Below are 23,114 nucleotides of genomic sequence, written 5' to 3'. Positions count from 1 at the left end.
TAATGGCTTACTTATTTAAGTAAGCCATTTTTTATTAGTTTAAAACCCCCATTATTTTATCTACAAGATCAGTAAGAGAATGTCCCTTATCCTTCAATATATTAATATTTGCTTTAGGTCGTAATTCACTCAACCTTTTCGCGGTCTTTAAAGAATGTAGCATTATATCATTTTCTCCTACAAATAGTGCTATTGGCATATCTAATCTTTTTAATTCATTATCTGAAAATATAGGAATTGTCTCTCTTCTATAGATAAAATTCTTAGTGATTAATCTTTGATATTTTAAGATAGTCTCAGGAATTTCTTTATTCCCATTAATTTTATAGGCTAGCTTTTTTACGCCAGTCTCTCCTAAGCATGAATAATACAAAGCTTTAAAGATAAAAGACCTTTTTTGTGGCCCTATTCCAGAGGGTGAAATAAGCACAAGTTTATCTACTTTCTCAGGGTGATTCACGGCAAATTTTAATGCCATCCAAGCACCTAAAGAAATACCTACAAAACTTGATTTTTCTATTGATAATTCATTTAAAATATCATTAACCCAAGAAACATAATCCATTCCATTTAAAGAAGCTTGATATTCATTGCTTTTACCTGGCTCTCCTGGTATGTCTATAGCATACACTCTATAGTTAAGAGAATACTCTTTTATATCTTTTAACCACATAAAAGAATTCATTCCACTCCCATGAAACAATATAACAGGCGGAGCTTCCTTTTTCCCACTGGCTATAATAAATGTATTTCCTAAACATGAATTTATATTAATTATCTCATGTGAGAAATCAATCTTTTCAATAAAGCAATCATAATATTTTAATATTTCATTTTTTCCTTGTACCGATTTAAACACGGTTTTTGCATTCAACTATCTCTCCCCCATTTTATTTTAATTTTAATAACCAATTCTCAGCTTCAGTTATATTCTTAAAGGTTCTAAAATCATTTCCCTTATTTGATTCTAATATCATTTCTCTAAACCTGTCATTTAGTCTATCTTCATTTTCTATAATAACTCCAACCCTGATTTTATAATTCATAAACTTTTGTAGTACCATTCCTGCTAGTCTTGTTTTCAAATTAAAGAAATCATCAGAAAGTGATTTATCATAAAAAACTAAATAATTTGTGTCATTTTCCCAGCATTTAGATATATAATCTGTTGCTTCTTCTTCTCTCTTTAATTGTTCTTCATTAGAATCGAAAACTATATATACTAAGTCTTCTTTTTTTATTACTTTATAATTCATTTTACTTTCCTCCCCCTACAAGCATTGTAATAAAGCTAAGCATATCTTCGGTGAATTTTATATCTCCCCAAAGTAGTACCTTTAACTTATTTTCTTTTTCATAATACTTTACGTTAATAGTTGAATTTCCCATGCTAGGGTCCTTGCTATTAAGTAGAGCTATTAATGTATTTGATATTCTCATATATTGCTCCGAATTTACTTCATTAATATCTACTACAGTAGATACATTTATTTTTCCACTTGATTTTCTTATATTCTCTCCTTTAGTTGAAAACTCAATAGCTTGTTCTTTGTCTTCATTCTCCTTGCTAATATTTAAGTTATTGCTCTCCATAAATAAGCTTAAATCGTGTCCTGTAATTCTCCACTGCTTTCCAACTTTATTTGCCCTAAGCTTACCCTCTGTTATAAACTTTCTTATAGTTTTATGATGCATATCTAAAATCTCTGCGATTTGATCAATCGAATAAAATTTATCTTCCATTGTAATCTTTCCTTTCCTTGCTATCCTATAGTGAAATTATATTGAGTTTTATTGCCATTGTCAATACTTTATTGTATTTTATTGCACTTTGTTTAATTTTATTGCTATTTGTTCCAACAAAAAAGTAGCTACAATTTCATTTGCAGCTACTCATATCTATATTTCTATTTTAATTTAAGCAACATCCTCATGTTCAATAAACAATTGAATTTTCAAATCTTGCTTTCCTTCTATAACTAACTTTCCATTAATTCTATCTTCTATATCCTTATATCTATTAACGATGTCCTCAACATGCTCATCACAATTATAATCTAGCTGATTTATTATCTTTATATTAACTTTATTATTCTTCTTTTTTATCCATATAAATAAATCTCCAATTTTTTTATCATAAGTATTCCCCTTAAAACAATCAAAAACTGTTTTAAGCTTAAATCTAATTAAATCTATTTCGTTATCGCTAAAATCTGCAGGAAAGAAATAAATGTGTTTCTTTCTCCAAATTACTTGACTATTAAACATTTTAAGAGCCTTATCTCCTCTTGTGTCATGCTTTGCTCTAAATAACATAACTGTAGAAACAATAATTATTGCCAAACATCCTGATTTTATTCTATCCTCATTAATATTATTAGATATTAACAAAAAAAGAAGTGCTGAAAAAACTATAATATTTATTAAAAGCATTTTCCTTAGGTACCCTATTCTATTTCTCTTTATCCAATCATAAGCTCCGTAAATTATAACTACTATTAAGAAAGTAACTATATAATACATGTTAATACCTAAAATTTGAACCTCTTTAAAATTATTCATTGGAAAATATCCTTTCACTTATATTAATCAGTTAATCTAATCTTTAAGACTCTTAATTATTCTATCAGATGCTTTACTATACTTCTCTATCCTTTTATAATCCTCTTCTGTAGGATTTTTAATTCTCGCTAGATTCATATTATCATTTAAATCTGCAAGCTTTACATAACAAGCTAATTTATTATTTATAACTCTTTCTATAAAACCATCGTAGCTCTCATTAGCTTTTCTTGTTAACGCATCTAAAGCTTCTAATATTTCTTCTGAAAACCCTTCTTTTCTTAAATATTCTAAAGTAATCTCTGTGTCTTCTATTACATCATGCAATACCCCGCATATTCTCTCAAGCTCCGTTTTCCCCGAAATCATGACTCTAAGTGGATGAAGAATATATGTTTCTCCAGCTTTGTCAACTTGCCCCCTATGAGCTTTTGTTGCTATAATAATGGCTTTTTCAAGCATTTAAACACATCCTTCTATCTATTATTTAAGAAAACTAATTACTTGATCTTTTATATTAAAAATCACTGTTCCTATAAGAATTGCAAATAGAATAATATAAAGTACCCATGAAATTATGCTTGCTTTGGGTTGCCTAAATTCATCTATCTTAATACCTTTGCTTTCATTTAAATACTTAATTGCTTCCATAAAAATTCTTCTATTATCCTCACCATATGCTCTTGCTGATATAGCAAACTCATCATTAAACTCAAAAGTAATGGTGTCGCACTTTTCCCATAGATCTATTAAATGTTTTAGATTCTTTATTTCATTACAATATTCCTCTAACACTTCATATAACTTACTCATTTTATATGCAAATATTCTCTTATTCGTAATGAATAGAGCAATATATACTCTAGGTATTCCCCAATCTGATGCAGCATATATTCTAAATATCTCTTTTTCATAATTACTTTGAAGCATAATCATTTTGTATTCTATTTTTTCATCCTCTAGAAGGCTTTCCTTAACTTTCCCCTCTAGTCTCATAAAAGCTACTTTTCTTAATATCTTATCATTTTTTACATTATATAAATCTTCGCCTACACAATTAGGTGCTTCTAATGCACTTTCTTCAATTGCATTTATTTCTTCCTCTGAATACTCTATGGTGTTTAATAACTTTAATAATTCTCTATCATCCATTATAATCACCTACTATTCTTTTAATTTTTTTCTTAGCTCTAGAAATTCTTGTGTATATATATTCCTCTGAATATCCAAGTTCTTTACCTATTTCTTTAATAGGAACCCCTTCTAAATATCTTTTAAGAAATATAGTCTTGTCCTTTTCTTCTAAATTATCAAGAAGTTCATTTATTAGTTCTTGATTTTCAATTCTCTCTAAATCATCATTATATATTGAAGTAATCTCATCCATATATTCTAAAACATTATTTTCTCTTAAACTTTTTCTTTTAATATTTAATGCCTTGTATTTAGTTATAGATATTAACCATGCTTTAAAGTTTCCTTTATTATAATCAAAGCAATCAATATTAGACCAGATGGTCATAAACACATCATTATAACACTCTTCAATGCTTTCTTTTTCATAAGGTTCATTTAGTATTTTACTGGCCACGTAATAAACTAATTTTCCATAGTGAGTCATGAGTTTTTGGAAGCTGTCCATGTTCATATCTTTAATGCCTTGTATAATTTCACTTTCATTAAACTCTCTCATGTCTTTCCCCTCCTTCTATCTATTATTAACTTATAACTATAAGTTTCTGTCAAATATTTATAAAATTTACCTATTTAATTTTATAATTCCATGTATTTAAATTAATGTTATAATTAAGTAACGTAATGACCATTTATATAATATGAAGATAAAAATGACTTTATGGAGGTAACAATGAGTAAAATATTAGTAGTGTTTTATTCTTTTTCTAATACAACTAAAAGATTAGCAGAAGAAATAGCAGAACAAACTAAAGGCGATATTAGAGAGTTAATTCCTGAAAAATCCTATGCATTTAATTATAATACAGCAACAAAGGAAGTAAGAAATGAAATTGAGAGAGGGTATTGCCCTAAATTATTATCTGGAGTTGAATCAGTTGAGTCCTATGATTATATTTTTTTAGGAACACCTAATTGGTTTAAATCATTTGCCCCACCCATATTAAGTTTTTTAAGAAACGTAGATTTGCAAGGAAAAACAATTATTCCTTTTTGTACTCATGGTGGTGGAGGATTAGGACAAATTCAAGTTAATATTGAGAAGGAATGTCCAAAGTCAACAGTTCTTCCTGGCTTTGAAACCATGAGTAATTTTGATAAAGAACAAATTAAAAATTGGCTTAAAAAAATTAGTCTATAATATAAAATCCACTAGTTAAACTAGTGGATTTATGTTTTTAATAGATATTTCATTTATGGATTTGTCTTTATACTATCTATGTGCCAAACTCTATCTTTATCTCTTTTCATATTAAAGAATATTACTTCATTAATACTAGTTATTTTATCGTAATTATAAACGTCAATTTCGTATCCAAATTTTTTAGAGTATTTTAGAGTAGGAACTATTTTAACTTTATCTGCTACTTCTCTTCCACTTCTAGCTTTTATATATTCATACACTACGCTTTTAGATATTTGCACCTCTGAGTACATAAATATTCCACCAGCTAACAGAACTATAATTACACCTAGTATTATATACTTTCTTCTTTTCACAAATATCCTCACCTATACCTCTATAAGCTCATACTCTTTACTTCCGAGTCCTATACTTTCTGCGTAGTCAAGGGTATATCTCCCTCTTCTAAATACAGTTTTATTATTGTCCTTATCAATCATATCCAAACATGCCTTATCAATAGCTACTGGATCTAGAGATGCAAAAACTCCTACATCATCAACTATTGGTTTCATATTATGTCCTTCACAGTCACAGTTTTTAGTAATGTTAAATGCAAAGGTTATATAAACATTATTTTTATCCTTTGCTGCAGCATAAGCATATTCAGATAGTCTTTCATTAAAGGATTTAGAAATGGATGCAAACCAGCTATTAGTTATAGCCCCATGTGGACATATTGCCATACAAGAAGCACAACCAACACATTTGTCTTTATCTATCTTTGCCTTTTTATTTAGTGTTATTGCATTTTCTGGGCATCTTTTTGCACAAGCACTACAAGCCTTACATTTTAGTGCACTAATCTTAGGTATTGAATTTGCATGTTGAGCAAGCTTACCGCCTCTTGCTGCACAACCCATACCAAGTTGTTTTATAGCTCCTCCAAAGCCTGCCAATGCATGTCCTTTAAAGTGACTTATAACAATTAATTGGTTTTTATCTGCTATTTCTTTACCTATCTTGCACTTATTAAAATTCTTTTTATTTATCTCGACTTCTTCGTAAGCTTCACCATGTTCTCCATCTGCAATTATTACAGGAAGCTCTGTAAAACCATGCTCCTTTGCAAGCTTTATATGTCTCTCTCTTGTTGTTCTCTCTCCCTTATATAAAACATTAGTTTCTATAAATGCACTTTCTATTTTTCTATCTTTTAAATAATTTATTATTCCTCCAAAATTTTTGGACTCAATAAACGTTTTATTTCCACTTTCACCAAAATGAACTTTAAGTGGTATAAAGTTTTCAAGCTTTATATTTTCCTCTTTTACTAATTTCTCTAAAAGTTCACCTGCTGCTGCACTTATTTCTTCAGTTTTAGAATAAGAATCAATCCCTTTAAAATATACCTTTCTCACCATATATCCTCCACTACGCGTTAGTTAAAATCTTAAATATAATAATTCTAATTAATTTTATTATAAATCAAATACTTCCAGATTTCTCTACTAGAATTAAAAATTTAATAGAGATAATACTATTACTGTGGTATTATTAACTAGCACTAACAGGAAAAAATTAAGTTAATAACGAAAGGTAGAACATATGAATTTTAAAGAATTAGGTATTAGTGAAGATATAATGAGGGTATTAAAAAATCAAGGGATTAAAGAGCCAACTCCAATACAATCTCAAAGCTTTAACCTTATAAAGGATGGAAAAGATGTTATAGCTGAAGCTCAAACTGGAACTGGTAAAACTCTTGCATTTTTACTCCCAATTTTTGAAAATATAAATCCAGACTCAAATGTAGTTCAGGCTCTAATTTTAACACCTACTAGAGAGCTTGCTCTTCAAATAACTGAAGAAGCTAAAAAGCTAAAAAAGGGCAAAAACATAAACATATTAGCTGCTTATGGTGGAAAAGATATAGGGTCTCAACTAAAGAAGCTTAGAGGAAACATACATCTTGTTATTGCAACTCCTGGAAGACTTCTTGATCATATTGAAAGAAAAACCATAAACTTAAGCAAGTTAAAAACCTTTGTATTAGATGAAGCTGACCAAATGCTTTTAATGGGTTTTAAAAATGAAGTTGAAACTATCATTAAAGAAACCAATAAAAACCGTCAGACACTATGCTTCTCTGCAACATTAAATTCTGATGTAAAGAAATTAGCCTACAGATATATGAAGGATCCTTTCTCAATATCTATAAAAAAGGAAGAAGTTACTCTAGATACAATTAAGCAAGATGTAGTAGAAACTACAGATAGATGGAAGCAAGATTCCTTATGCAAAGTATTAGATGAAGATAATCCATTTATGGCCATAATATTCTGCAGAACCAAAAGAAGAGCTGATGATCTTGAGGTTGCACTTCACAAACGTGGATATGCCTGTAAAAAACTACATAGTGATGTACTTCAAGCAAAGCGTGAAAAAATTATGAAAGCTTTTAGAAATGGTGATTTCCAATACCTAATTGCCACAGATGTTGCTTCTAGAGGGTTAGATATAAGTGGTGTTAGTCATATATATAACTATGATATTCCAGAAACTGTTGAAAGCTATATTCACCGTATTGGTAGAACAGGAAGAGCTGGAGAGGAAGGCTATACTTGCCTATTTATTGATCCTAAAGATAAGAAAATGTTAGATGAAATAGAAAGAACAATAAAGCTTAAAATTTCAAGAAGAGTATTAGATGGAGGAAGCAATGGCTAGAAATCAAAGTGTTAAAGGAAACTTCAATTATAATAATATTGAGAAAAAAGATAAAAACTTTATGTATAAAAACCTATCAAGAAGCAATTGCTATAATTGTGATTTTGAAGGTTCAAATTTTGATTATGTAAGCTTTAGAGGGGCACATTTTAAGTCTACTAACTTTTTTAGTTGTAGTTTTAAATGGGCTGAGTTTATAGGCACTAATTTAAAAGATAGTGATTTTAATGATGCAATTTTTGAAAATACCATCTTTGATTCTGTAAAATTAGAAGGTGTTAATTTCAAGGATGCAAAGTTTATTAATACTATATTCTTATCAACTGATTTAACTAATGCTAAAAATTTAAATACCCAAAATCCAGAAATAAGAATTTTTAGTGAAATGCCTGATATAGAAATAAGCGAAGGTTTGCAAACTGCTGCATTTAATGCTTTAAGTAATAAACATATAAAAGCTTCAAGAGTTTTAGATACAAAAGATGGAAGCCTTAATAACTTAAATATCATGCTTCTTTTAGAAAACTTTGAAGAAGATGCATTAATAAAAGGTTTAAATTTCATTAGTACTAATTTAGATAGAGATTTTTACACTTTAAGTTATATAATAAAGTTTTTGAAAAATGCTGAGATAAATTAATATCAATAAAAAAGGTCTAATTTTATTAAATTAGACCTTTTAATTTTATATATGTTTTTCTAAACTTTTTTATCCAATTTATCTAAATAAGATACTGCAGATAATGCTGCTATATTTCCTTCACCAGCTGCTTTTATGTATTGATATGGTGCTCCAACTATATCTCCTGCTGCAAAGCATCCATTTAAATTTGTTCTCATATTTCTATCAACTTGAACATGATTATTTTCAATCATTAAACCTGGAACTAATTGTCCTGGTGAAATACTATCTCTTAAAATGAATAATCCATCTGTTTCAATTTCACTATTTTTAAGAACAAGTTTTGTTACTGATGTTTCTCCAACTATTTCTACTGGGGCATCATTTACTATTTCTATAGAAGAATCTACTTCTACCTCTTCCTTATACATAGGTATATAGTATACTTTTGATGCTATAGTTGCTATGAAGTTAGCTTCAGCTTCTTCATGCTTATTATATGCAATTATTGTAACAGTTTTATTTTTATATAAAGGTGCATCACAAGTTGCACAATAGCCTACACCCTTACCTAAAAATTCTTCTTCTCCTTTAAAAGGCTTACCAAAGCTAACCCCGGTTGCTAAAATGATAGATTTTGCCTCATACATTTTTTCATTGACCATTAAAGTAAAAAATTCACCCATGGCATAAATGTTATTTATTTTTTCTTCTGCAATTTCTATATTCATTTCTTTTAAATGATTATTAAACTCATCTCTAAGTTCTTCCCCGCTCTTACCATAGAATCCAAGGTAATTATTTATTCTATGTGCTTTTGCTAGTTTAGGACTTAACTCCTTACTTCCAAAAACAATAAAATTTTTATTTCTTATTTTTGCATTTAATGCAGCAGAAATACCTGCTGGACCGCTACCTATTATGGCAATATCATATCTCTCATTCATTTTATGTCTCCCCTTAATAAATATTATTTTAATAAAGCTTTAATATCTTCTTCTATTTTTGATGGTTTTATTGTTGGTGCATATCTCTTAACTACATTACCTTCTGAATCAATTAAAAACTTTGTGAAATTCCATTTAATTTCATTACTTAATACACCTTTTTTCTCACTTTTTAAAAATTTATATAATGGGTGAGCATTTTCTCCATTTACATCAATTTTTTCAAACATTGTAAAAGTAACTCCAAAGTTTATGGAACATACTGCTTGTATCTCATCATTACTTCCTTTTTCTTGATTTGCAAATTGATTGCAAGGAAATCCCAAAATCTCTAAGCCTTGTTCTTTGTATTGTTTATTTAACTCCTCAAGTTCTGTTAATTGAGGTGCAAGTCCACACTTAGTTGCTGTATTAACTACTAATACTACCTTGCCCTTATATTCATCCATCTTCACTTCTTGTCCATTCATTCTTTTAGCTGAAAAATCATAAAATTTCATAATTATCTCTCCTCTTAATTTAATTTATTAAAATCTAATTTTGCACAACTGATTTATTTATAATATACTACAGCTGTTTAATTTAATAAGTACTCAAAAGATTATTATTTCTTTATTGATCCCTATCAAATTAAACATACTATTAAGTAAATTCTTATTTAAGTTCTATTAGTAAATTATCTAACAATCTTTTTAAAGTTATAGCATCTTCAATATTAGTTTCAAACATACAAGAAACTTTCATTGGAATATCAACTACCTCTTCTTTTAAGGCTCTACCCTTTTCACTTAGCTCAACTATAACTACTCTATCATCATTCTTATCTCTATACTTAATGATTAATTCCATTGCTTCTAACTTCTTTACTACAGGGGTAAGTGTTCCTGAATCGAGGTGTAATTTTTCTCCCATATCTTTAATTGTTATTTTCTCGTATTCCCAAACCACTAGCATAGAAACATACTGTGTATATGTAAGACCATATTTATCAAGAAATGGTTTATAGAGCTTTATTACTTCCCTAGATGCAGCATATAAGGAAAAGCATATTTGGTTATCTAGTTTTATTGCTTCAAATTTATCCATAGCTACCTCCTTTTAACTTAATTTAATAAAATTAAATTGTGTGCAATTAATTGTGTTTTAATTATATACTCGCAATTTATTATTGTCAACGTAAAATCTAAAAAATAAAAAATGTTAACTTTACAGAAATAAACTAATCTACCCACTCTCAATTATTAACTTCAGAAAGTCTGTCAGAAAAACAATTAGGCTAGCACATGAATGTGCTAGCCTAATTGTTTTTAATTGTTGCTTTACTTCTCTCTTCTAATAATTTATTTTTGGCTTGCTAATCTGTATAACTAACTATTTACGAAGTCAATAATCAACTTATTAACCATCTCTGGATTATCCTGATTCGAGTTATGTCCTGCATGGTCAATAAAATGAAGTGTACAATTACTATCACTTTTTGCCCATAGATTAGCAATTTTTTTAATATTGCCTGTTTTATCATCTGAACCACAAAGTAATAGCACAGGTTTTTCAAACTTAAATTCCGGATCATAATGAAGACATTTTGTTAAATCTGTTATAATATCAATAAACGTTTCTTTATCTATCCTTTCAAAGCAATCCCTAACATATTTCTTTACACTAGCTTTGTTTCCACAAGCATTAGAACTCTGCTTTATAAGTAATTTCCATGGATAACAGTTCAATATAAATTTAGTATATTTCAAAGAACACTTTTCTATAAATGTTAGCTTACCAACGTTTTGGGTACAATCAATCAGCACTAATTTCTCTACTAACTCTGGATAATAATAAGCTATTTCCTGCGCTAGATTGCCACCCATTGATTGTCCTATAAGTACTGCTTTATCTATGTTATAAATTTCATATAGTTTTTTACAGTCGCTAATCATATCTTTAAATTGAAATTTTTTCCCTTGCTCCAATTTAGATAAACCGTGTCCTCGAGAATCCCATACAATTAAATTGTAGGTATCATCAAATGCCTTAAATTGCTCATTAAACATTTCATGATCAACACCTGCACCATGAAAAAACATCACCCATTTATTGGTTTTCCCCTTTCTATACCAATAATGAATCTCACAATTCATATTTTGAAATACCAACTGTCTAGCTTTATCCTCCATAATAAACTTCTCCTCATAAATTAATCAAATATTCTTCCTTGTAATAATATTTTTTCAAAGAATTCATCATACCCTTAAACTCATTTACCTTCTTCTCAATTTTCGAAATATCCAAATCTTCCAGACCACGCATACATCCTTCAGCAACAGAAAGAACTATCTCAAACAATACTTTTACATCCCTTGGATTTTTAAATTTATCATAATCGATAATATTAAGTATCTCCTCTTCCCTTGTCTGTAACATTATTCTTTTCTTTTTATCCAGCTCAATCTTTATCTCTTCAAATGTTTCATAATACGCTCTTGTGATAAACTTATACAAATATGGATAGTCATTAATGATTTTAATTCTACGCTCCACAGTTTTATTGATTAGTTGAAAAAAATCTTTCATTTTCTTATCAATATATTTTTCCTCATGTTCATCAAGAAAGTCAACCGCAGTATCAAATAAAAATAAGTAGTATTCTTTTTTGTTTTTAAAGTAATAAAATAATAATGACTTGGAGATATCTGCTTCATTAGCAATTGCAATCATCGAAGCTTTCTTATAAGGATATGATGCAAAGAGTTTGTATCCTGAATTGAGCATTTTTTTTTGTTTATCTGATGGTAACTGAAAATATGCTTTATTCATAGTATTCTCCTTAATAGACCAAAATGGTCAGTAGATTAATATTATTTTAAATCTACTGACCGTTTTTTAGAAGACCTTAAATTTACAAACTCGTCAAAATAAAATTCAAGAAAGATTACTCTAATAGACATATTAAACTCTTTTGAATGTTTCCATCATTAACATATGATACGGTTCACCGTGACGGGTATAACGTAGACTTTTATTGTTATAAGATTTAAGAAATACAGGCACTAATTTATTACTTATAATAAGTTATTCTCATGTTTTTCATCCTAAATCAGTCTTCTTTCTTCACTAATAATTTTGATGGCGTTAACAGATCTGCCTATTCTTATTTCATTAGTAGTTTAGTTAGTGAAGAATATTTGAAGAATATGAATGACAAAGATACGCCGTATTATCATGGCGTATCTTTAATTTATTATAAAGTAGCATCTATTGCGTTATATAAAAAAGTGGTTACACGCTCTGTAGAAACAATCATAAAAGTACAAACATTCTTCGCTGTAATCTTGCCATTTTGATATAAAACTGTAAAAAGTGCAGTTTCCTCTGTAGTAACAAGACTTACTCCCTTATGCCCTAAAAACGTGATATCTGCCACATTTCTTGTGTTATAAACAATAGCTTTGTCAGCAACCCATATTTCATTTACATGCATTGGTGCATTTTCTGGGTCTTGAGGTGGTAAGGATAAGAAATTAAATCTGGCAGCAATAAAATCCTTTAATGGCATTACTACTTTTGATACAATCTTAGTATCTATTACATTTAAATTCATGTCATAGGTCCTTGCAAGTAAATGTCCTGCCTTTAGGACTATGGTTCCAGATTCATAATTGATATAGAGAGAGAATTCATCAGTTGTTCTATAAGTTTGAAGTAAATCTCCACTTACAGAAGCTAAGGAAATTGTTGCTGGAACTCCATTAGAGGTACCAAGATCAGCTCCTTTTTGTTGCTTCTCAATCTTTTTAATCTCTGAATAATCTACAGGTACATCTTCCGGAAGAACAATCACTACTTCTCCCTTTGGCAAACTCATTTCCACCTTGTTTATTTTTTCTTCTAAATCAGGCATCACACTAAGCCTCCTAAATCTTTGGTATAGTATATTATATGATTTATTTCATTCAAATGTGACATAACTTTATATATTAATAGACTCTAATGTTGTTTATAATTCATTTATTTTTCTACTTTTACTACTATTTTTTTGATGGATTACCAACGTAACCAGTATGTTCAAAACTAAGATGAACATTCCACAACTTAGGTTATTTTCGAGCATTATATACTACATCCCGAGGATTTAAAGAAAATAATATATACCTGTTAAAAACTGATAATACATAAGCTTGTGAAAAAAAGTTTGTAAAAAACCACATTTACTTATGATACGGTTCCCCGTAACGGACATAAAGGAGACTTTTCTATATAGCATATGTGAATGACTTACATTTTAGTGCTTGAGCTCATCAACCAGTTTTCGACTCTTGCAAGCAGTGCTTCTCTTACCTCTGGTCTATCATCTCCTGCAAGATCTTGATCTATTTCATATCCCTCACTGCCAATCACTTTAGCTAAATTTGCATAACTGTCACGAGAGTTAGGATTAGGTTTCATATCTTCAGGTGAAGCAGGTATTAGGCAGTCTTTCTCATAGATTGCTTCCATTGAAGCAATCTTCCAACATGAGTCTTCTTTAACTGCTGTATATATAAGCCTAACATATGAAGTAAGGTCCATTTGAACGCCATTTATTTCTTTCCTTGTCTGTATACAGGCCATGGATACTGCTACAGCCTTGCCATCATTTAACCACACTAAAGTATTATTAAGTTTGTGAGGAGCTACAGTCTTCATCTTACTAGATGCATTAACAAAACCACGTCCATCTCCTTTATACCACGAAACAGTGACGGTGGAATTCTCAGTATAACATTCATGCATATGATCCCAAAGAGCATTGTCACGGCAGAACCTTTCAAACTCTACTAATTCCCTTACTGCAAATTTGTCTAACATTACATTTACCGTAGTAGTTTCTAACTTTTGAAACAACATGCCAGTTCCCCCATTTCTTCTTATAATTATCAGGCATTAAACATTATTTAATAATCTTCTTTCCACCAATCCAAACTTGTTTAATATTTTTTATGTCATTAATATTTACAGTCGGATCACCTTCTATCAAAATAAGATCTGCTCTATAGCCTATCTTAATAATTCCTCTGTCATTCATGCCAAAATACTTTGCCGGCATACTTGTTGCACTTTGTAATGCTTGAATAGGAGTAAAACCAGCATCAACCATTAGTCCAAATTCATTAATAAGTGAAATCCCATAAGGTGCAGAATATGGAGTTGTTGGGTCGTCAGTATTAGAATCACTTCCAGCTATAATTGTCACACCAGCTTTACTAAGTCTTGCAACAGATTCCTTAACATAATCATAATTCAATGGCGCGTTGGGATTAAACTTTTTAATTGACTCAACAATTCCTTTCATTGTTACCATAGTCGGAACTGACACAGTACCGTTCTTTCTCATCAACTGAATAACCTCTTCTGTTAAAGGTTCAACGAAGGGAATATGTGTTACCACATCCACTCCCCCTTCTATTGCAGCTTTAAAAGCATTAGTAGAAGTGACATGTGCAATGACTTTTTTATCATAGGTGTGAGCCTTGGCAACAATGACAGCAAGAATTTCCGGTGGAAATAACGTATCTTTAACACTTACACCTTGGCCCTCTATAATAATTTTAATGTAATCTGCACCATATGATATCTGTTCGTTTACAAAACGCTCTGCATCATCTTCACTTGTTACAAAGGCAGAATCAGGATAATCCATTTTAGCTAGAACTTTGCTTCCTGGAGCGAAACCTGGACTATAACTGCTTCGTATATCAGGTAAACCAGGTAAATTTTTTAGACTATGAACTACTTCCGGTGAACGTGTTCCCATATCCATCATAGTTGTAACACCATACCTGGAAGCTTCCTCTAGGTTCTTAATTTGATATAAATGAATGTGGGCATCGATTAACCCCGGAAGTAAGGTACATCCAGTTCCATCAATTTCAATATCTCCTTCTGTTTTATCAGTAATATATCCGTTTTCGATTACTACTTTATCCGCATCTATACATTCAATACCATTAAAAATTTTTATATTTTTTATTAGGGTAGTAGACATTTTAGTACCTCCTATGAAATAGCAATATTTTAAAGGCTAAAGACTGTAAAATTTAACCATTTTATTAATACTGGATAATCACCTGCAGCATAATTTTCAGTATTTTTCATTAGCCATTATGCTCAAGCACAATATGCTTCAGAAAGCTGTCTTGCCTTACATTTCTGATTATAATATAATGTAAGAACCCAGACAATGTACTCAAATTTGAATTTCGTTTCACATTAAAGCTAAAAATTGTGCTAAAGCACAACTAAAATATTAGGAGGTTTCCATGAAAAAAAACTTAGATATAAATGATCTAAATGAAATAGATATAAAGCTTGCACTTTACATGCAGGATCTTTTTGATGGATTTTGTTCTAACAGAGGACTTCAATATCTGATAGATAAATCAAGGGAAAAGTTTGCAAGACCATTGATATTAATCGATACAAGCGGAAAGCTCTTGGCAGCTTCTTGTGATGCGGAAAATGTTTTTCAATTTGTTCAAAATGAAAATAAAAATATTTACCTAACAGAAGACACTTTATCACAAATATGTTCAGATAAAACAGATGATAATATCGAAAAAGAGAACAATTCAAAACGATATCTAATATCCTCTATAAAAATTGACACCATTGAGATAGGTAAATTTGTTGTTTACGAAAACAACAGCTCCTTTCAAGACATAGATTTCATGCTAATAGACAAGGTTAGCCCACTTATATGTGCTCAATTACAAAAGAACATTCTTTTAAATTTGGATAACAATAATCTCCCAAATTACTTATTGGCTGACCTTATAGAAGGGAAGCAGCTTGATGAGTCTATTAAAAAAAACAAACACCACTATTTAAAATGGGCTAGGACAGAACATCTTTACATTATGGTTATTGGAAGTAACAGACAAGAAACTTTTGACAGTAAGATTTCCTCCATTTTTAGAACTTTGAAATCTTACATTCCTGTTGGACAGTGTATTATTTATGCTCCTGGAATTGTAGCTTTTCTTGATCAATTGTTATTCGATAAACTTTTTAACTCGCCCAATAGTGAATTTAATGAATTCTTGAGCAAAAATAATCTATATGCGGGAATCAGCCAAAAGTATACTCTTTTAAATGATTCAAAAAAACACTATTTGAATTCTGTTACAGCTATGGAAATAGGTCTAAAAAGAAACATGCATTGCTCCTTTTTTGAGGATTGTACCTTGTATATTATCTATGAATTAATCTCGAGCAAATATGATCAGATGGATTTTTGTCATCCAGCTGTCTCTATGCTTGCGGTTTATGACAAAGAGAATGGAACAAATTTTCTAGAAACATTGAAACAGTATATCTTTTACTCTTCTTCTCCAGGAGAAGCTGCAAAAATATTAAATATTCATCGAAATACATTATTCTACCGTATCAACAAAATAAAAGATATGACTGGTATAAGCTTAGAACATGGTGACGAAATATGCAAAATTTTTTTATCTATTAGACTATTAGAGATAAAAGTAGAATCCCCCTGATCATAATATAAAAATTCCTATGCAAATAAATATATATTTTTGTAATTTATATAGGTTATAGTACGATTGAAAACATTATTATGTCTCTTGAAGTATGTTATGCCAACGTTTTTAAAGAAAGTCTACGTTACTTGTGGTACGGTTCTCCGTATCAGTAGTAAGTGAGGTTTTTAATTTTATTTTTGAACTCGAACATATATCCTCTCTTATTTTAATGAATTCTTTAATATTATTATTTATCTTCAAATAAGTTTAAATCATTACTAAAAAACCACTTATTTCTCTCTCTATTCTCATACTGAAATGCATATTTTATTAACTCCCTTTTATTTTCTGATAACACATCCCAATATTTAAGTGAGCAAACAAAGTTTTCACAATGCGAAACTATAAGATTAGAAATTACTATTTTCTTCATATTATCTTCTAGGTTTTTTAATTGATTTATAAAAGATTTGTATTTATATTTATCTTTAGTAAAACAACTCAAAAGAATATATGTCTTACTATTTTGAGGGAATACCGTTATCAATAGTGGTTTCATTTTTTTCTTGTAATCAGATGTATCATTTATAACTTTCCCATTTAAATCTCGAGTTAAGTAACACCATGATGCTACTGCTAGATTACATTGACCGTCTAATTCTAAACAATATGTATCTATAACTTCAAACTTATTTTGTTCAAGACTTTTATTTAATATTTTTTTATACTCTTCTAAGTCTCTAATGTCATAATTTAAGTTTTTTAATAATTGTTCTTGTCTAAATTTACATTCTTCTAAAGTATAATAATCTAATTCTTGTAATAGATATCCTTCAATTATTTCTTTCTCTGGATTTGCCAATGCTTCTACGAATTTTTCACAAATACTTTTATTATGAATTTTTGCATAATATTCTCTTGCAATAATTCTATATGCAAATAAAAATTCCTGTTCTTTATTTTCTTTAATAAAATCATAATTCTCTATAGGGCTAAATATTTTACTATCATGATAACCACAAAAACCAGTAAATGTTGTTGCTTTCTTCTTCCCAACTTTATTAAATTTTAACTCCCCATCACCATACCCAATATATAAAACATCTCCATTCTCTGCTAATTGACTTAAAATTCTGTTTTCCTGTATAGAGTGAGCTCTTATAATTTTGTTGTTACACTCCTCATTTTTATTAAAACAAAATTTCTCTTTAGCATTATTACTTATCTTATTATATATTTTTTTAAACATTTCTTCTAACTCTTTACCCATTAACATTTCTGAAAACTTCTCCATGATACCTCCATTTTATTACATATTAGTTATATATTGTGACAATTAATAATAACGCACTACTTAATTGTTAAAGTTAATGATCAATTTTATCAATTTTATCAATTTTTATATTATTTATTTTACCATTTTTCAGTCTTTTTTTCACTGTGATTTTCTCTACACCATTAGATATTTTATATTGCTATATCTAAATTCAATGTATTTATTCCAATGCTTCTTAACATAAAAGAGGAAGGAGTTCCCCCCACGGATACTCCTTCCTCTTTGCTTAAATAATTTACTAAGTCGTCATTAATATTAATTTTGATTGAATCAATTTCCCTAAACTCATTAATAGTTATTTCTGAAATAATCATGTGTAATAACTTCTTCTGTTGTTCTCTGCTTGCACTTTCTACTAAAACCTTGCTGAAATTCTCAAGTACACACTTAATTAGTTCATAAGGTAACTCTTCCTTAAAATCATCTGATAGAGTAACTAGTAACGGTGCTTTTTCTTCTTCCAGTTTCTTAATTCTTTCAGTTAATTCATCTTTTCTTGCTTGAAACTCTTCCTTAGTTATTATGTCATCTTCATAGGCATCAAATAATTTACCTTTTTTCTTATCTAGCTTTTCTAGCTCTTTATCAATTCTCGCTAGTTCGTTTTTAGTAGGATTTACTTTTCTTTTTCTTTCCCTATTAACATTACTTACAATGGTTTTAACCATATTTTCATTAGATAGCAACTCTGAAAGCTTGTTAAATACATATTCATTAGCTTTTTCTACTCTTATAGAGTTACTGTTACATACTGCTGTACCTTTATTCTTCCAATTACCACATGCATAGTAAGCTATGCTTTTCTTAGTACCATCTGCTAGTTTATTAGTAGTTCTTGATATAACCATGCCAGCTCCACACTTAGGACATCTTAGTATTCCTGTTAAAGGAAACTCTCCATCATGTACTCTTGAAGGCTTTCCCATCTTATTTTCTAGGATAGCTTGTACCTTATTCCATGAATCCTCATCTATAATAGCTTCATGTATTCCATCAGTTATAATCGGATTAGCATTAATATTTCTTCTTCTCTTTTCAGACCAGTTCTGTCTTACATTATATCTAACCTTACCTATGTAGATTGGGTTAGTTAGAATATCTTTAATTGAACCTACTGAGAAGTCTTTACCCTTCTTTGTTTTATACCCAATCTTATTTAATTGGTTAGTTATAGCTTTATATCCTTTACCGTTACCGTATTCATTAAAGATATATCTGATTATTTCTGCTTCCTTTTCATTAATTCTTAGCTTAGTTTTTCTTCTTTTTGCTCCTTCTAGACCTTCTACTGCTACTAAATCGTATCCGAATACAATCCCACCACACCATTCTCCTGCTCTCGCTTTAGCACACATTCCCATCTTTACATTTTGTGCTATTGTACCTCTCTCAAATTCACCTATTAATGCCATCATCTGAAACTGCATTTTGCCAGCTGGTGTATCTGTTTCAAATGGTTCTGAATAAGACTTGAACGTTATATTCTTCTGCTCTAAAACATCAACTATTTTTAGCACATCTGCTAACTTTCTGCTTATACGATTAATCTTCCATGAAATCACCATATCAAACTTCTTATCTTCTGCATCATTTAGCATTTCTTTTAATGCAGGTCTATTTTTAATATCCTTACCACTAATTCCTCTGTCAGAATAACACTTATATACAATGTAATCCATCTTCTTACACCATTCCATTAATAGCCTTTGCTGTTCATCTATACTATACCCTTCCTCTGCTTGTTCAATGGTTGAAACTCTGCAATAAATAGCTACCATCTTTCTTACTTTCTCTATTTTCATATCATTAACTAAAGTCTTAAATGCCATCATTCATTTCCTCCATTATTATATTTTCTTGTAGCTTATATATTTCAAAGATATAATATATACTTATCTTCTTACTTCATTACCTTTATATCTTTTATAAAAAATACCGACATCATTGACGCTTCACTACTTCAATATTGTCGGTATTTTCCATAGTTAACAACTATGCAACTTGTAGATTTTCTTCTTCACTTTCACATTGGCTATCTCTACAATCTTCTAGATACTTAATTATCATTTCTGAAATTACATCTATTATTTCGCTTACTTTTTTATCGTCAGTCACGGTAATCCACTCCTTAGAAATATTCTAAATTGGTATTGCAACTTCTTTCATTCTCCATTATCAGTTCCTTAATTATTTCATTAAGCCGCTCATCTGATTCACAGAAACTTACTATTGGAATATCTCTTTCATTACATAGGTGAACTAGCATTTTAATGTGAAACGAATCAACATCTCTAATTGACCATAATAAAATCACTTCAATGTATTCATCATCAATATCATCAAATAATCCATCCATGATTAGTTCACTGTCTTTCTCATCAATATAAAATTCTAATCCACCTTCATGTTCTTCAAGTTCATACTTTAGCCATTGTAACCTTCCATATCCTGTTGAAAGATTTTCTCCACTATCTTCTTCTCTTATATATAATCCTATACTCTTACCTCTTAATTTCTCTAATGCTTTCATATTAACTTACTCCTTTTCATTCTGAATTTACCGACATTATCGAAGTATCACCTCGATAATGTCACTATAATTAAAGCTTAAGCCACCTTAGCTATTTCAATGACTCTACCATGATTTTTTTGGTTTATTTCATAGTAAATACCTTCTAGTTCAAGGTTAGATTTTATTTCATTTAACCTCCTACTTAGAACATTGGGTTCTTTCGCCCATAAGTTAGAGGTTGTATCAATTTGCTCTGCTTCTGCAACTTGATTCAGTACTGTTAGTAATGAACTTACTGTTCCACTAAAATTCTTAGTTTCATCTATATACTTAATTAATGCAGTCGCTATTGGATTAGCCTCAACTGCCTCTCGATTAGCTTTCTTCTGGTTATTTAAGTAAGCTTTTAAAAATACTTGTCCACCAATTCCACTAGCTTCTGCTACCGCATACCCCCATCTAGTGAAGTCAGCCATTCTACCTAACTTATCTAATGTTACTGTTGGGTATATCTTCATAGCTTTTGATAATGTTGTAAACATAGCTCCAAGTATTCTAGGCTTATCTGCATTGAATTCCTCCCATACTCTAGTTTCCTCTTTCCTCTCATCCTCTGGAATTCTTTCTAATCCTAAAACTAGACATCTATCAAGTAAATCAGCTCTTGTAGCCATAATATTAATCCCATTTAAGGTTATACGACTTTTAAAGTTGATTATTTTTTCATCATCATCTGTATATAACTTTCTCTTACTGTAGCCACCACCTGTTGAAGCAATACAGAATAAGTCGCTCTTCTCTGCTGAAATATTATCTAAGTTATCAAAACAAGGCATGTAGTTATTAAATAGTGTTATAGCTAAGTCTTGTATGGCTTTAGGTATTGAGATTATATCTCTTGAAGCTGGGTCAATTAGGCTTCTATTCATCTTCATTGTAGTGGTTTTAGAAGCTCCCTTCTCACCATGAATTACTTCTATTGGATGGGGTATATGAGGAATTAATCTAGTTACAAGGCTTACTGCATGAAGTATTTTATCTTCTTCGTCTTTAAACCTAAAATGTCTTTCTAGCAAGCCCGTTAAATCCTCATATGGTTCTGGTATTACTTGTTCTACAATATTATTTCTTCTTATAAATAGAATTTGCTTACTATCATCTTTACCCCAACCATCTTCATCTACCTTTATAATGGTTGAATCCTTATCTGCAAGGTCATAGCAAATAGTGCTTTCGATGCTGGTACACCTCTTAGCCACTTCTATCTCTTCACCTTCATATAAAGCTTTAGCTTCTAATACTCCAATTGCCTGATTGACATTATCCTTAGATGGAGCTTTTTGAGTTTTATCGTAATATCTCTTTCTTAAGAGCAGTTGATATTTCTTATCTTCTATCCCATGAACTTCATAGAAGTTACCTTTATCTACTGCAACGAACGTTTCTTCTAATGAGTTATGAAAAAAAACATCATTACTCTCAAGTGCAAGGTCTATCAAGATATCTGCTTGACTCCTTTTAGAGTCATCATCAGCTTGCGTCTTTTTCCTTGAAGCCTTAGGCTCATACAGCTCTCTTAGTGTATCCCAATTCTCTTCTGAGCAACTATCGTGATGACACTTAGCACTTATTCCTCCATTATGGAATTGAGTTATTGATGCGGATTTATCAGTATGATTAGAGTTCCATGGACATACATCCAATACATGGCACACTCTATCTTGTTCTTCCTTTGTATGACTTATTTTAATTTCATATTTATCTAGCCACTCTTTAGCATCAAAGTTATTGGCTATGGTTGTCTTCTTTTTTAGCGTTTTAGCTTGAACTTCTTTTTTAGGTGAAAGTTCTATTATCTTGTTGATTAAACATTCCTCTACGACATTAAACTCTTCTGGAACTTCAATTATCCTTGACCTTCTATGAGGTCTTTTCTCAGTATTGTCACCTTTACAAGCCATAGTTCCATAAAGTTTAGTTATTCTAGCTGCATTGTAGGTTGTTTTGTCAATCTTAGCTTTCTCTGTGCTCAATAAAGTATCTAAGGTACTTAAAAAATCCCTTATCATATTAGTAACTTCCTTGGTATTAGGTAAATCAAGCTTATATAGCAAGTGAAACCCATTTCCACTACAAGCTTTTACTGGTTGAGGAAACCCCATGTCTGTTAAAAATCTCTTAACACTTTCTGCAACTTCATTAGCTGACTCTAACTCTTCATCAGTTGAAGAAATTCCTGCTGGTCTTTCTGGGTCAACATCAATAAGTAGTAACACTCTTCTTGTAATTTCTGAATCAGAAGTAGTAGTTGTAGCATAAGATAAAAGCTTGCCTCTTCCTCTTGCAAGTAAATCTTCTGAAAATACATTTAGTGTAAAGAAAATATTATTAACACCATCATGACTAATAATATCCTTAAAGAGCTTATCTTTATCCTCATAGTAACCACTTATTGTGCCTTTGCCAGTTTTAGGTATTCTAACCTCCATTGGCATATTAAGTCTTTCTAGAGCTTTAATGGACTTATCAAGTTCTACTCTTAGTTCCTCAATGTTTTTATTTATCATTTTTCTTCCC

26 protein-coding genes are annotated in these 23,114 nt (G+C 30.1%); 4 read left to right on the top strand and 22 right to left on the bottom strand.

The genetic code is table 11. From position 1 onward, the window contains the following. Window positions 1–34: 34 nt before the first annotated feature. The 7 genes from L1S47_RS01905 to L1S47_RS01875 all read right to left on the bottom strand — a co-directional run bounded on the left by L1S47_RS01905 (window position 35) and on the right by L1S47_RS01875 (window position 4,255). On the bottom strand, window positions 35–874 hold the full coding sequence (locus L1S47_RS01905; protein ID WP_238881797.1) for an alpha/beta fold hydrolase: 840 nt from the start codon (window positions 872–874) through the stop codon (window positions 35–37). A 16-nt stretch (window positions 875–890) separates the two neighbouring features. After that, the gene (locus tag L1S47_RS01900) at window positions 891–1,256 is read right to left on the bottom strand and encodes a DUF4180 domain-containing protein (protein WP_238881796.1); all 366 of its coding nucleotides are present in this window, start codon (window positions 1,254–1,256) and stop codon (window positions 891–893) included. Between the two features lies 1 nt (window position 1,257). Next, window positions 1,258–1,743, bottom strand: coding sequence for a helix-turn-helix domain-containing protein (locus L1S47_RS01895; protein WP_238881795.1), 486 nt, complete (start codon window positions 1,741–1,743; stop codon window positions 1,258–1,260). A 174-nt stretch (window positions 1,744–1,917) separates the two neighbouring features. Beyond that, window positions 1,918–2,562, bottom strand: a complete 645-nt coding sequence (locus tag L1S47_RS01890) for a hypothetical protein (RefSeq protein ID WP_238881794.1) — start codon at window positions 2,560–2,562, stop codon at window positions 1,918–1,920. A gap of 36 nt (window positions 2,563–2,598) precedes the next feature. Next, window positions 2,599–3,024 (bottom strand): GTP pyrophosphokinase, encoded by a 426-nt coding sequence (locus tag L1S47_RS01885; RefSeq protein WP_238881793.1) that lies wholly within the window; start codon window positions 3,022–3,024, stop codon window positions 2,599–2,601. A gap of 21 nt (window positions 3,025–3,045) precedes the next feature. Next, window positions 3,046–3,714, bottom strand: coding sequence for a hypothetical protein (locus L1S47_RS01880; protein WP_238881792.1), 669 nt, complete (start codon window positions 3,712–3,714; stop codon window positions 3,046–3,048). Then, on the bottom strand, window positions 3,707–4,255 hold the full coding sequence (locus tag L1S47_RS01875) for a sigma-70 family RNA polymerase sigma factor (protein ID WP_238881791.1): 549 nt from the start codon (window positions 4,253–4,255) through the stop codon (window positions 3,707–3,709). Before L1S47_RS01875 ends, L1S47_RS01880 begins: the two co-directional genes overlap by 8 nt. Before the next feature lie 174 nt (window positions 4,256–4,429). On the opposite strand from L1S47_RS01875, the gene L1S47_RS01870 reads away from it, so the two are divergent. Further along, on the top strand, window positions 4,430–4,897 hold the full coding sequence (locus L1S47_RS01870) for a flavodoxin (protein WP_238881790.1): 468 nt from the start codon (window positions 4,430–4,432) through the stop codon (window positions 4,895–4,897). Window positions 4,898–4,950: 53 nt separating this feature from the next. On the opposite strand, the gene L1S47_RS01865 is transcribed toward L1S47_RS01870, so the two are convergent. Both L1S47_RS01865 and L1S47_RS01860 read right to left on the bottom strand, forming a co-directional pair. Then, entirely contained in the window at window positions 4,951–5,256 is a 306-nt protein-coding gene (locus L1S47_RS01865; RefSeq protein ID WP_238881789.1) for a hypothetical protein, read from the bottom strand. Between the two features lie 12 nt (window positions 5,257–5,268). Further along, on the bottom strand, window positions 5,269–6,303 hold the full coding sequence (locus L1S47_RS01860; protein WP_275297761.1) for a DUF362 domain-containing protein: 1,035 nt from the start codon (window positions 6,301–6,303) through the stop codon (window positions 5,269–5,271). A 184-nt stretch (window positions 6,304–6,487) separates the two neighbouring features. Here L1S47_RS01860 and L1S47_RS01855 point away from each other — a divergent pair, with 184 nt between their 5' ends. Then, complete coding sequence (locus tag L1S47_RS01855) at window positions 6,488–7,609, top strand: DEAD/DEAH box helicase (RefSeq protein WP_238881788.1); 1,122 nt, start codon at window positions 6,488–6,490, stop codon at window positions 7,607–7,609. Then, window positions 7,602–8,249: a pentapeptide repeat-containing protein gene (locus L1S47_RS01850; RefSeq protein ID WP_238881787.1), complete on the top strand. Its 648-nt coding sequence runs from the start codon at window positions 7,602–7,604 to the stop codon at window positions 8,247–8,249. Before L1S47_RS01855 ends, L1S47_RS01850 begins: the two co-directional genes overlap by 8 nt. Window positions 8,250–8,308: 59 nt before the next feature. Here L1S47_RS01850 and L1S47_RS01845 read toward each other — a convergent pair whose 3' ends face one another. From L1S47_RS01845 to L1S47_RS01810, 8 genes are all read right to left on the bottom strand, one after another. After that, window positions 8,309–9,178 (bottom strand): NAD(P)/FAD-dependent oxidoreductase, encoded by an 870-nt coding sequence (locus L1S47_RS01845; RefSeq protein ID WP_238881786.1) that lies wholly within the window; start codon window positions 9,176–9,178, stop codon window positions 8,309–8,311. Window positions 9,179–9,201: 23 nt separating this feature from the next. Beyond that, entirely contained in the window at window positions 9,202–9,678 is a 477-nt protein-coding gene (locus L1S47_RS01840; RefSeq protein ID WP_238881785.1) for a glutathione peroxidase, read from the bottom strand. 154 nt (window positions 9,679–9,832) lie between these two features. After that, on the bottom strand, window positions 9,833–10,264 hold the full coding sequence (locus L1S47_RS01835) for a MarR family winged helix-turn-helix transcriptional regulator (protein ID WP_238881784.1): 432 nt from the start codon (window positions 10,262–10,264) through the stop codon (window positions 9,833–9,835). Window positions 10,265–10,545: 281 nt separating this feature from the next. After that, a complete protein-coding gene (locus L1S47_RS01830; protein WP_238881783.1) occupies window positions 10,546–11,349 on the bottom strand; it encodes an alpha/beta fold hydrolase in 804 nt (267 codons plus the stop codon). Between the two features lie 13 nt (window positions 11,350–11,362). Then, window positions 11,363–11,989, bottom strand: a complete 627-nt coding sequence (locus tag L1S47_RS01825; RefSeq protein ID WP_238881782.1) for a TetR/AcrR family transcriptional regulator — start codon at window positions 11,987–11,989, stop codon at window positions 11,363–11,365. Between the two features lie 424 nt (window positions 11,990–12,413). Further along, window positions 12,414–13,073, bottom strand: coding sequence for a hypothetical protein (locus tag L1S47_RS01820; RefSeq protein ID WP_238881781.1), 660 nt, complete (start codon window positions 13,071–13,073; stop codon window positions 12,414–12,416). Window positions 13,074–13,447: 374 nt separating this feature from the next. Beyond that, on the bottom strand, window positions 13,448–14,059 hold the full coding sequence (locus tag L1S47_RS01815) for a nuclear transport factor 2 family protein (protein WP_238881780.1): 612 nt from the start codon (window positions 14,057–14,059) through the stop codon (window positions 13,448–13,450). Window positions 14,060–14,102: 43 nt separating this feature from the next. Continuing rightward, the gene (locus L1S47_RS01810; protein ID WP_238881779.1) at window positions 14,103–15,197 is read right to left on the bottom strand and encodes an amidohydrolase family protein; all 1,095 of its coding nucleotides are present in this window, start codon (window positions 15,195–15,197) and stop codon (window positions 14,103–14,105) included. A 274-nt stretch (window positions 15,198–15,471) separates the two neighbouring features. Between L1S47_RS01810 and L1S47_RS01805 the strand changes: the two genes are divergently transcribed. Continuing rightward, complete coding sequence (locus L1S47_RS01805; protein ID WP_238881778.1) at window positions 15,472–16,704, top strand: CdaR family transcriptional regulator; 1,233 nt, start codon at window positions 15,472–15,474, stop codon at window positions 16,702–16,704. A 232-nt stretch (window positions 16,705–16,936) separates the two neighbouring features. Here L1S47_RS01805 and L1S47_RS01800 read toward each other — a convergent pair whose 3' ends face one another. From L1S47_RS01800 to L1S47_RS01785, 5 genes are all read right to left on the bottom strand, one after another. After that, window positions 16,937–17,983 carry a hypothetical protein gene (locus L1S47_RS01800; RefSeq protein ID WP_238881777.1) on the bottom strand — a complete coding sequence of 349 codons (1,047 nt, stop codon included), beginning with the start codon at window positions 17,981–17,983 and terminating at the stop codon, window positions 16,937–16,939. Window positions 17,984–18,156: 173 nt separating this feature from the next. Next, window positions 18,157–19,854: a recombinase family protein gene (locus L1S47_RS01795; protein WP_238881969.1), complete on the bottom strand. Its 1,698-nt coding sequence runs from the start codon at window positions 19,852–19,854 to the stop codon at window positions 18,157–18,159. A gap of 163 nt (window positions 19,855–20,017) precedes the next feature. Then, window positions 20,018–20,140, bottom strand: a complete 123-nt coding sequence (locus L1S47_RS20530; RefSeq protein ID WP_275297760.1) for a hypothetical protein — start codon at window positions 20,138–20,140, stop codon at window positions 20,018–20,020. Between the two features lie 13 nt (window positions 20,141–20,153). Continuing rightward, a complete protein-coding gene (locus L1S47_RS01790; RefSeq protein WP_238881776.1) occupies window positions 20,154–20,555 on the bottom strand; it encodes a hypothetical protein in 402 nt (133 codons plus the stop codon). A gap of 77 nt (window positions 20,556–20,632) precedes the next feature. Beyond that, entirely contained in the window at window positions 20,633–23,104 is a 2,472-nt protein-coding gene (locus tag L1S47_RS01785) for a hypothetical protein (RefSeq protein ID WP_238881775.1), read from the bottom strand. Window positions 23,105–23,114 lie beyond the last annotated feature (10 nt).

Origin of the sequence: Clostridium sp. YIM B02551 (assembly GCF_022324735.1) — a bacterium.
GTDB lineage: Bacteria > Bacillota > Clostridia > Clostridiales > Clostridiaceae > Clostridium_T > Clostridium_T paridis.
The sequence above is the reverse complement of the archived record's forward strand: the minus strand, read 5'-3'. Positions and strand labels throughout refer to the sequence as shown.

Coding starts and splice junctions, on each gene's coding strand:
- L1S47_RS01795 (WP_238881969.1), bottom strand. CDS start 19,854: ATGGCATTTAAGACTTTAGTTAATGATATGAAAATAGAGAAAGTAAGA.
- L1S47_RS01820 (WP_238881781.1), bottom strand. CDS start 13,073: ATGCCTGATTTAGAAGAAAAAATAAACAAGGTGGAAATGAGTTTGCCA.
- L1S47_RS01785 (WP_238881775.1), bottom strand. CDS start 23,104: ATGATAAATAAAAACATTGAGGAACTAAGAGTAGAACTTGATAAGTCC.
- L1S47_RS01835 (WP_238881784.1), bottom strand. CDS start 10,264: ATGGATAAATTTGAAGCAATAAAACTAGATAACCAAATATGCTTTTCC.
- L1S47_RS01830 (WP_238881783.1), bottom strand. CDS start 11,349: ATGGAGGATAAAGCTAGACAGTTGGTATTTCAAAATATGAATTGTGAG.
- L1S47_RS01860 (WP_275297761.1), bottom strand. CDS start 6,303: ATGGTGAGAAAGGTATATTTTAAAGGGATTGATTCTTATTCTAAAACT.
- L1S47_RS01895 (WP_238881795.1), bottom strand. CDS start 1,743: ATGGAAGATAAATTTTATTCGATTGATCAAATCGCAGAGATTTTAGAT.
- L1S47_RS01805 (WP_238881778.1), top strand. CDS start 15,472: ATGAAAAAAAACTTAGATATAAATGATCTAAATGAAATAGATATAAAG.
- L1S47_RS01880 (WP_238881792.1), bottom strand. CDS start 3,714: ATGGATGATAGAGAATTATTAAAGTTATTAAACACCATAGAGTATTCA.
- L1S47_RS01890 (WP_238881794.1), bottom strand. CDS start 2,562: ATGAATAATTTTAAAGAGGTTCAAATTTTAGGTATTAACATGTATTAT.
- L1S47_RS01855 (WP_238881788.1), top strand. CDS start 6,488: ATGAATTTTAAAGAATTAGGTATTAGTGAAGATATAATGAGGGTATTA.
- L1S47_RS01825 (WP_238881782.1), bottom strand. CDS start 11,989: ATGAATAAAGCATATTTTCAGTTACCATCAGATAAACAAAAAAAAATG.
- L1S47_RS01840 (WP_238881785.1), bottom strand. CDS start 9,678: ATGAAATTTTATGATTTTTCAGCTAAAAGAATGAATGGACAAGAAGTG.
- L1S47_RS01790 (WP_238881776.1), bottom strand. CDS start 20,555: ATGAAAGCATTAGAGAAATTAAGAGGTAAGAGTATAGGATTATATATA.
- L1S47_RS01885 (WP_238881793.1), bottom strand. CDS start 3,024: ATGCTTGAAAAAGCCATTATTATAGCAACAAAAGCTCATAGGGGGCAA.
- L1S47_RS01815 (WP_238881780.1), bottom strand. CDS start 14,059: ATGTTGTTTCAAAAGTTAGAAACTACTACGGTAAATGTAATGTTAGAC.
- L1S47_RS01870 (WP_238881790.1), top strand. CDS start 4,430: ATGAGTAAAATATTAGTAGTGTTTTATTCTTTTTCTAATACAACTAAA.
- L1S47_RS01900 (WP_238881796.1), bottom strand. CDS start 1,256: ATGAATTATAAAGTAATAAAAAAAGAAGACTTAGTATATATAGTTTTC.
- L1S47_RS01850 (WP_238881787.1), top strand. CDS start 7,602: ATGGCTAGAAATCAAAGTGTTAAAGGAAACTTCAATTATAATAATATT.
- L1S47_RS01845 (WP_238881786.1), bottom strand. CDS start 9,178: ATGAATGAGAGATATGATATTGCCATAATAGGTAGCGGTCCAGCAGGT.
- L1S47_RS01810 (WP_238881779.1), bottom strand. CDS start 15,197: ATGTCTACTACCCTAATAAAAAATATAAAAATTTTTAATGGTATTGAA.
- L1S47_RS01875 (WP_238881791.1), bottom strand. CDS start 4,255: ATGAGAGAGTTTAATGAAAGTGAAATTATACAAGGCATTAAAGATATG.
- L1S47_RS01800 (WP_238881777.1), bottom strand. CDS start 17,983: ATGGAGAAGTTTTCAGAAATGTTAATGGGTAAAGAGTTAGAAGAAATG.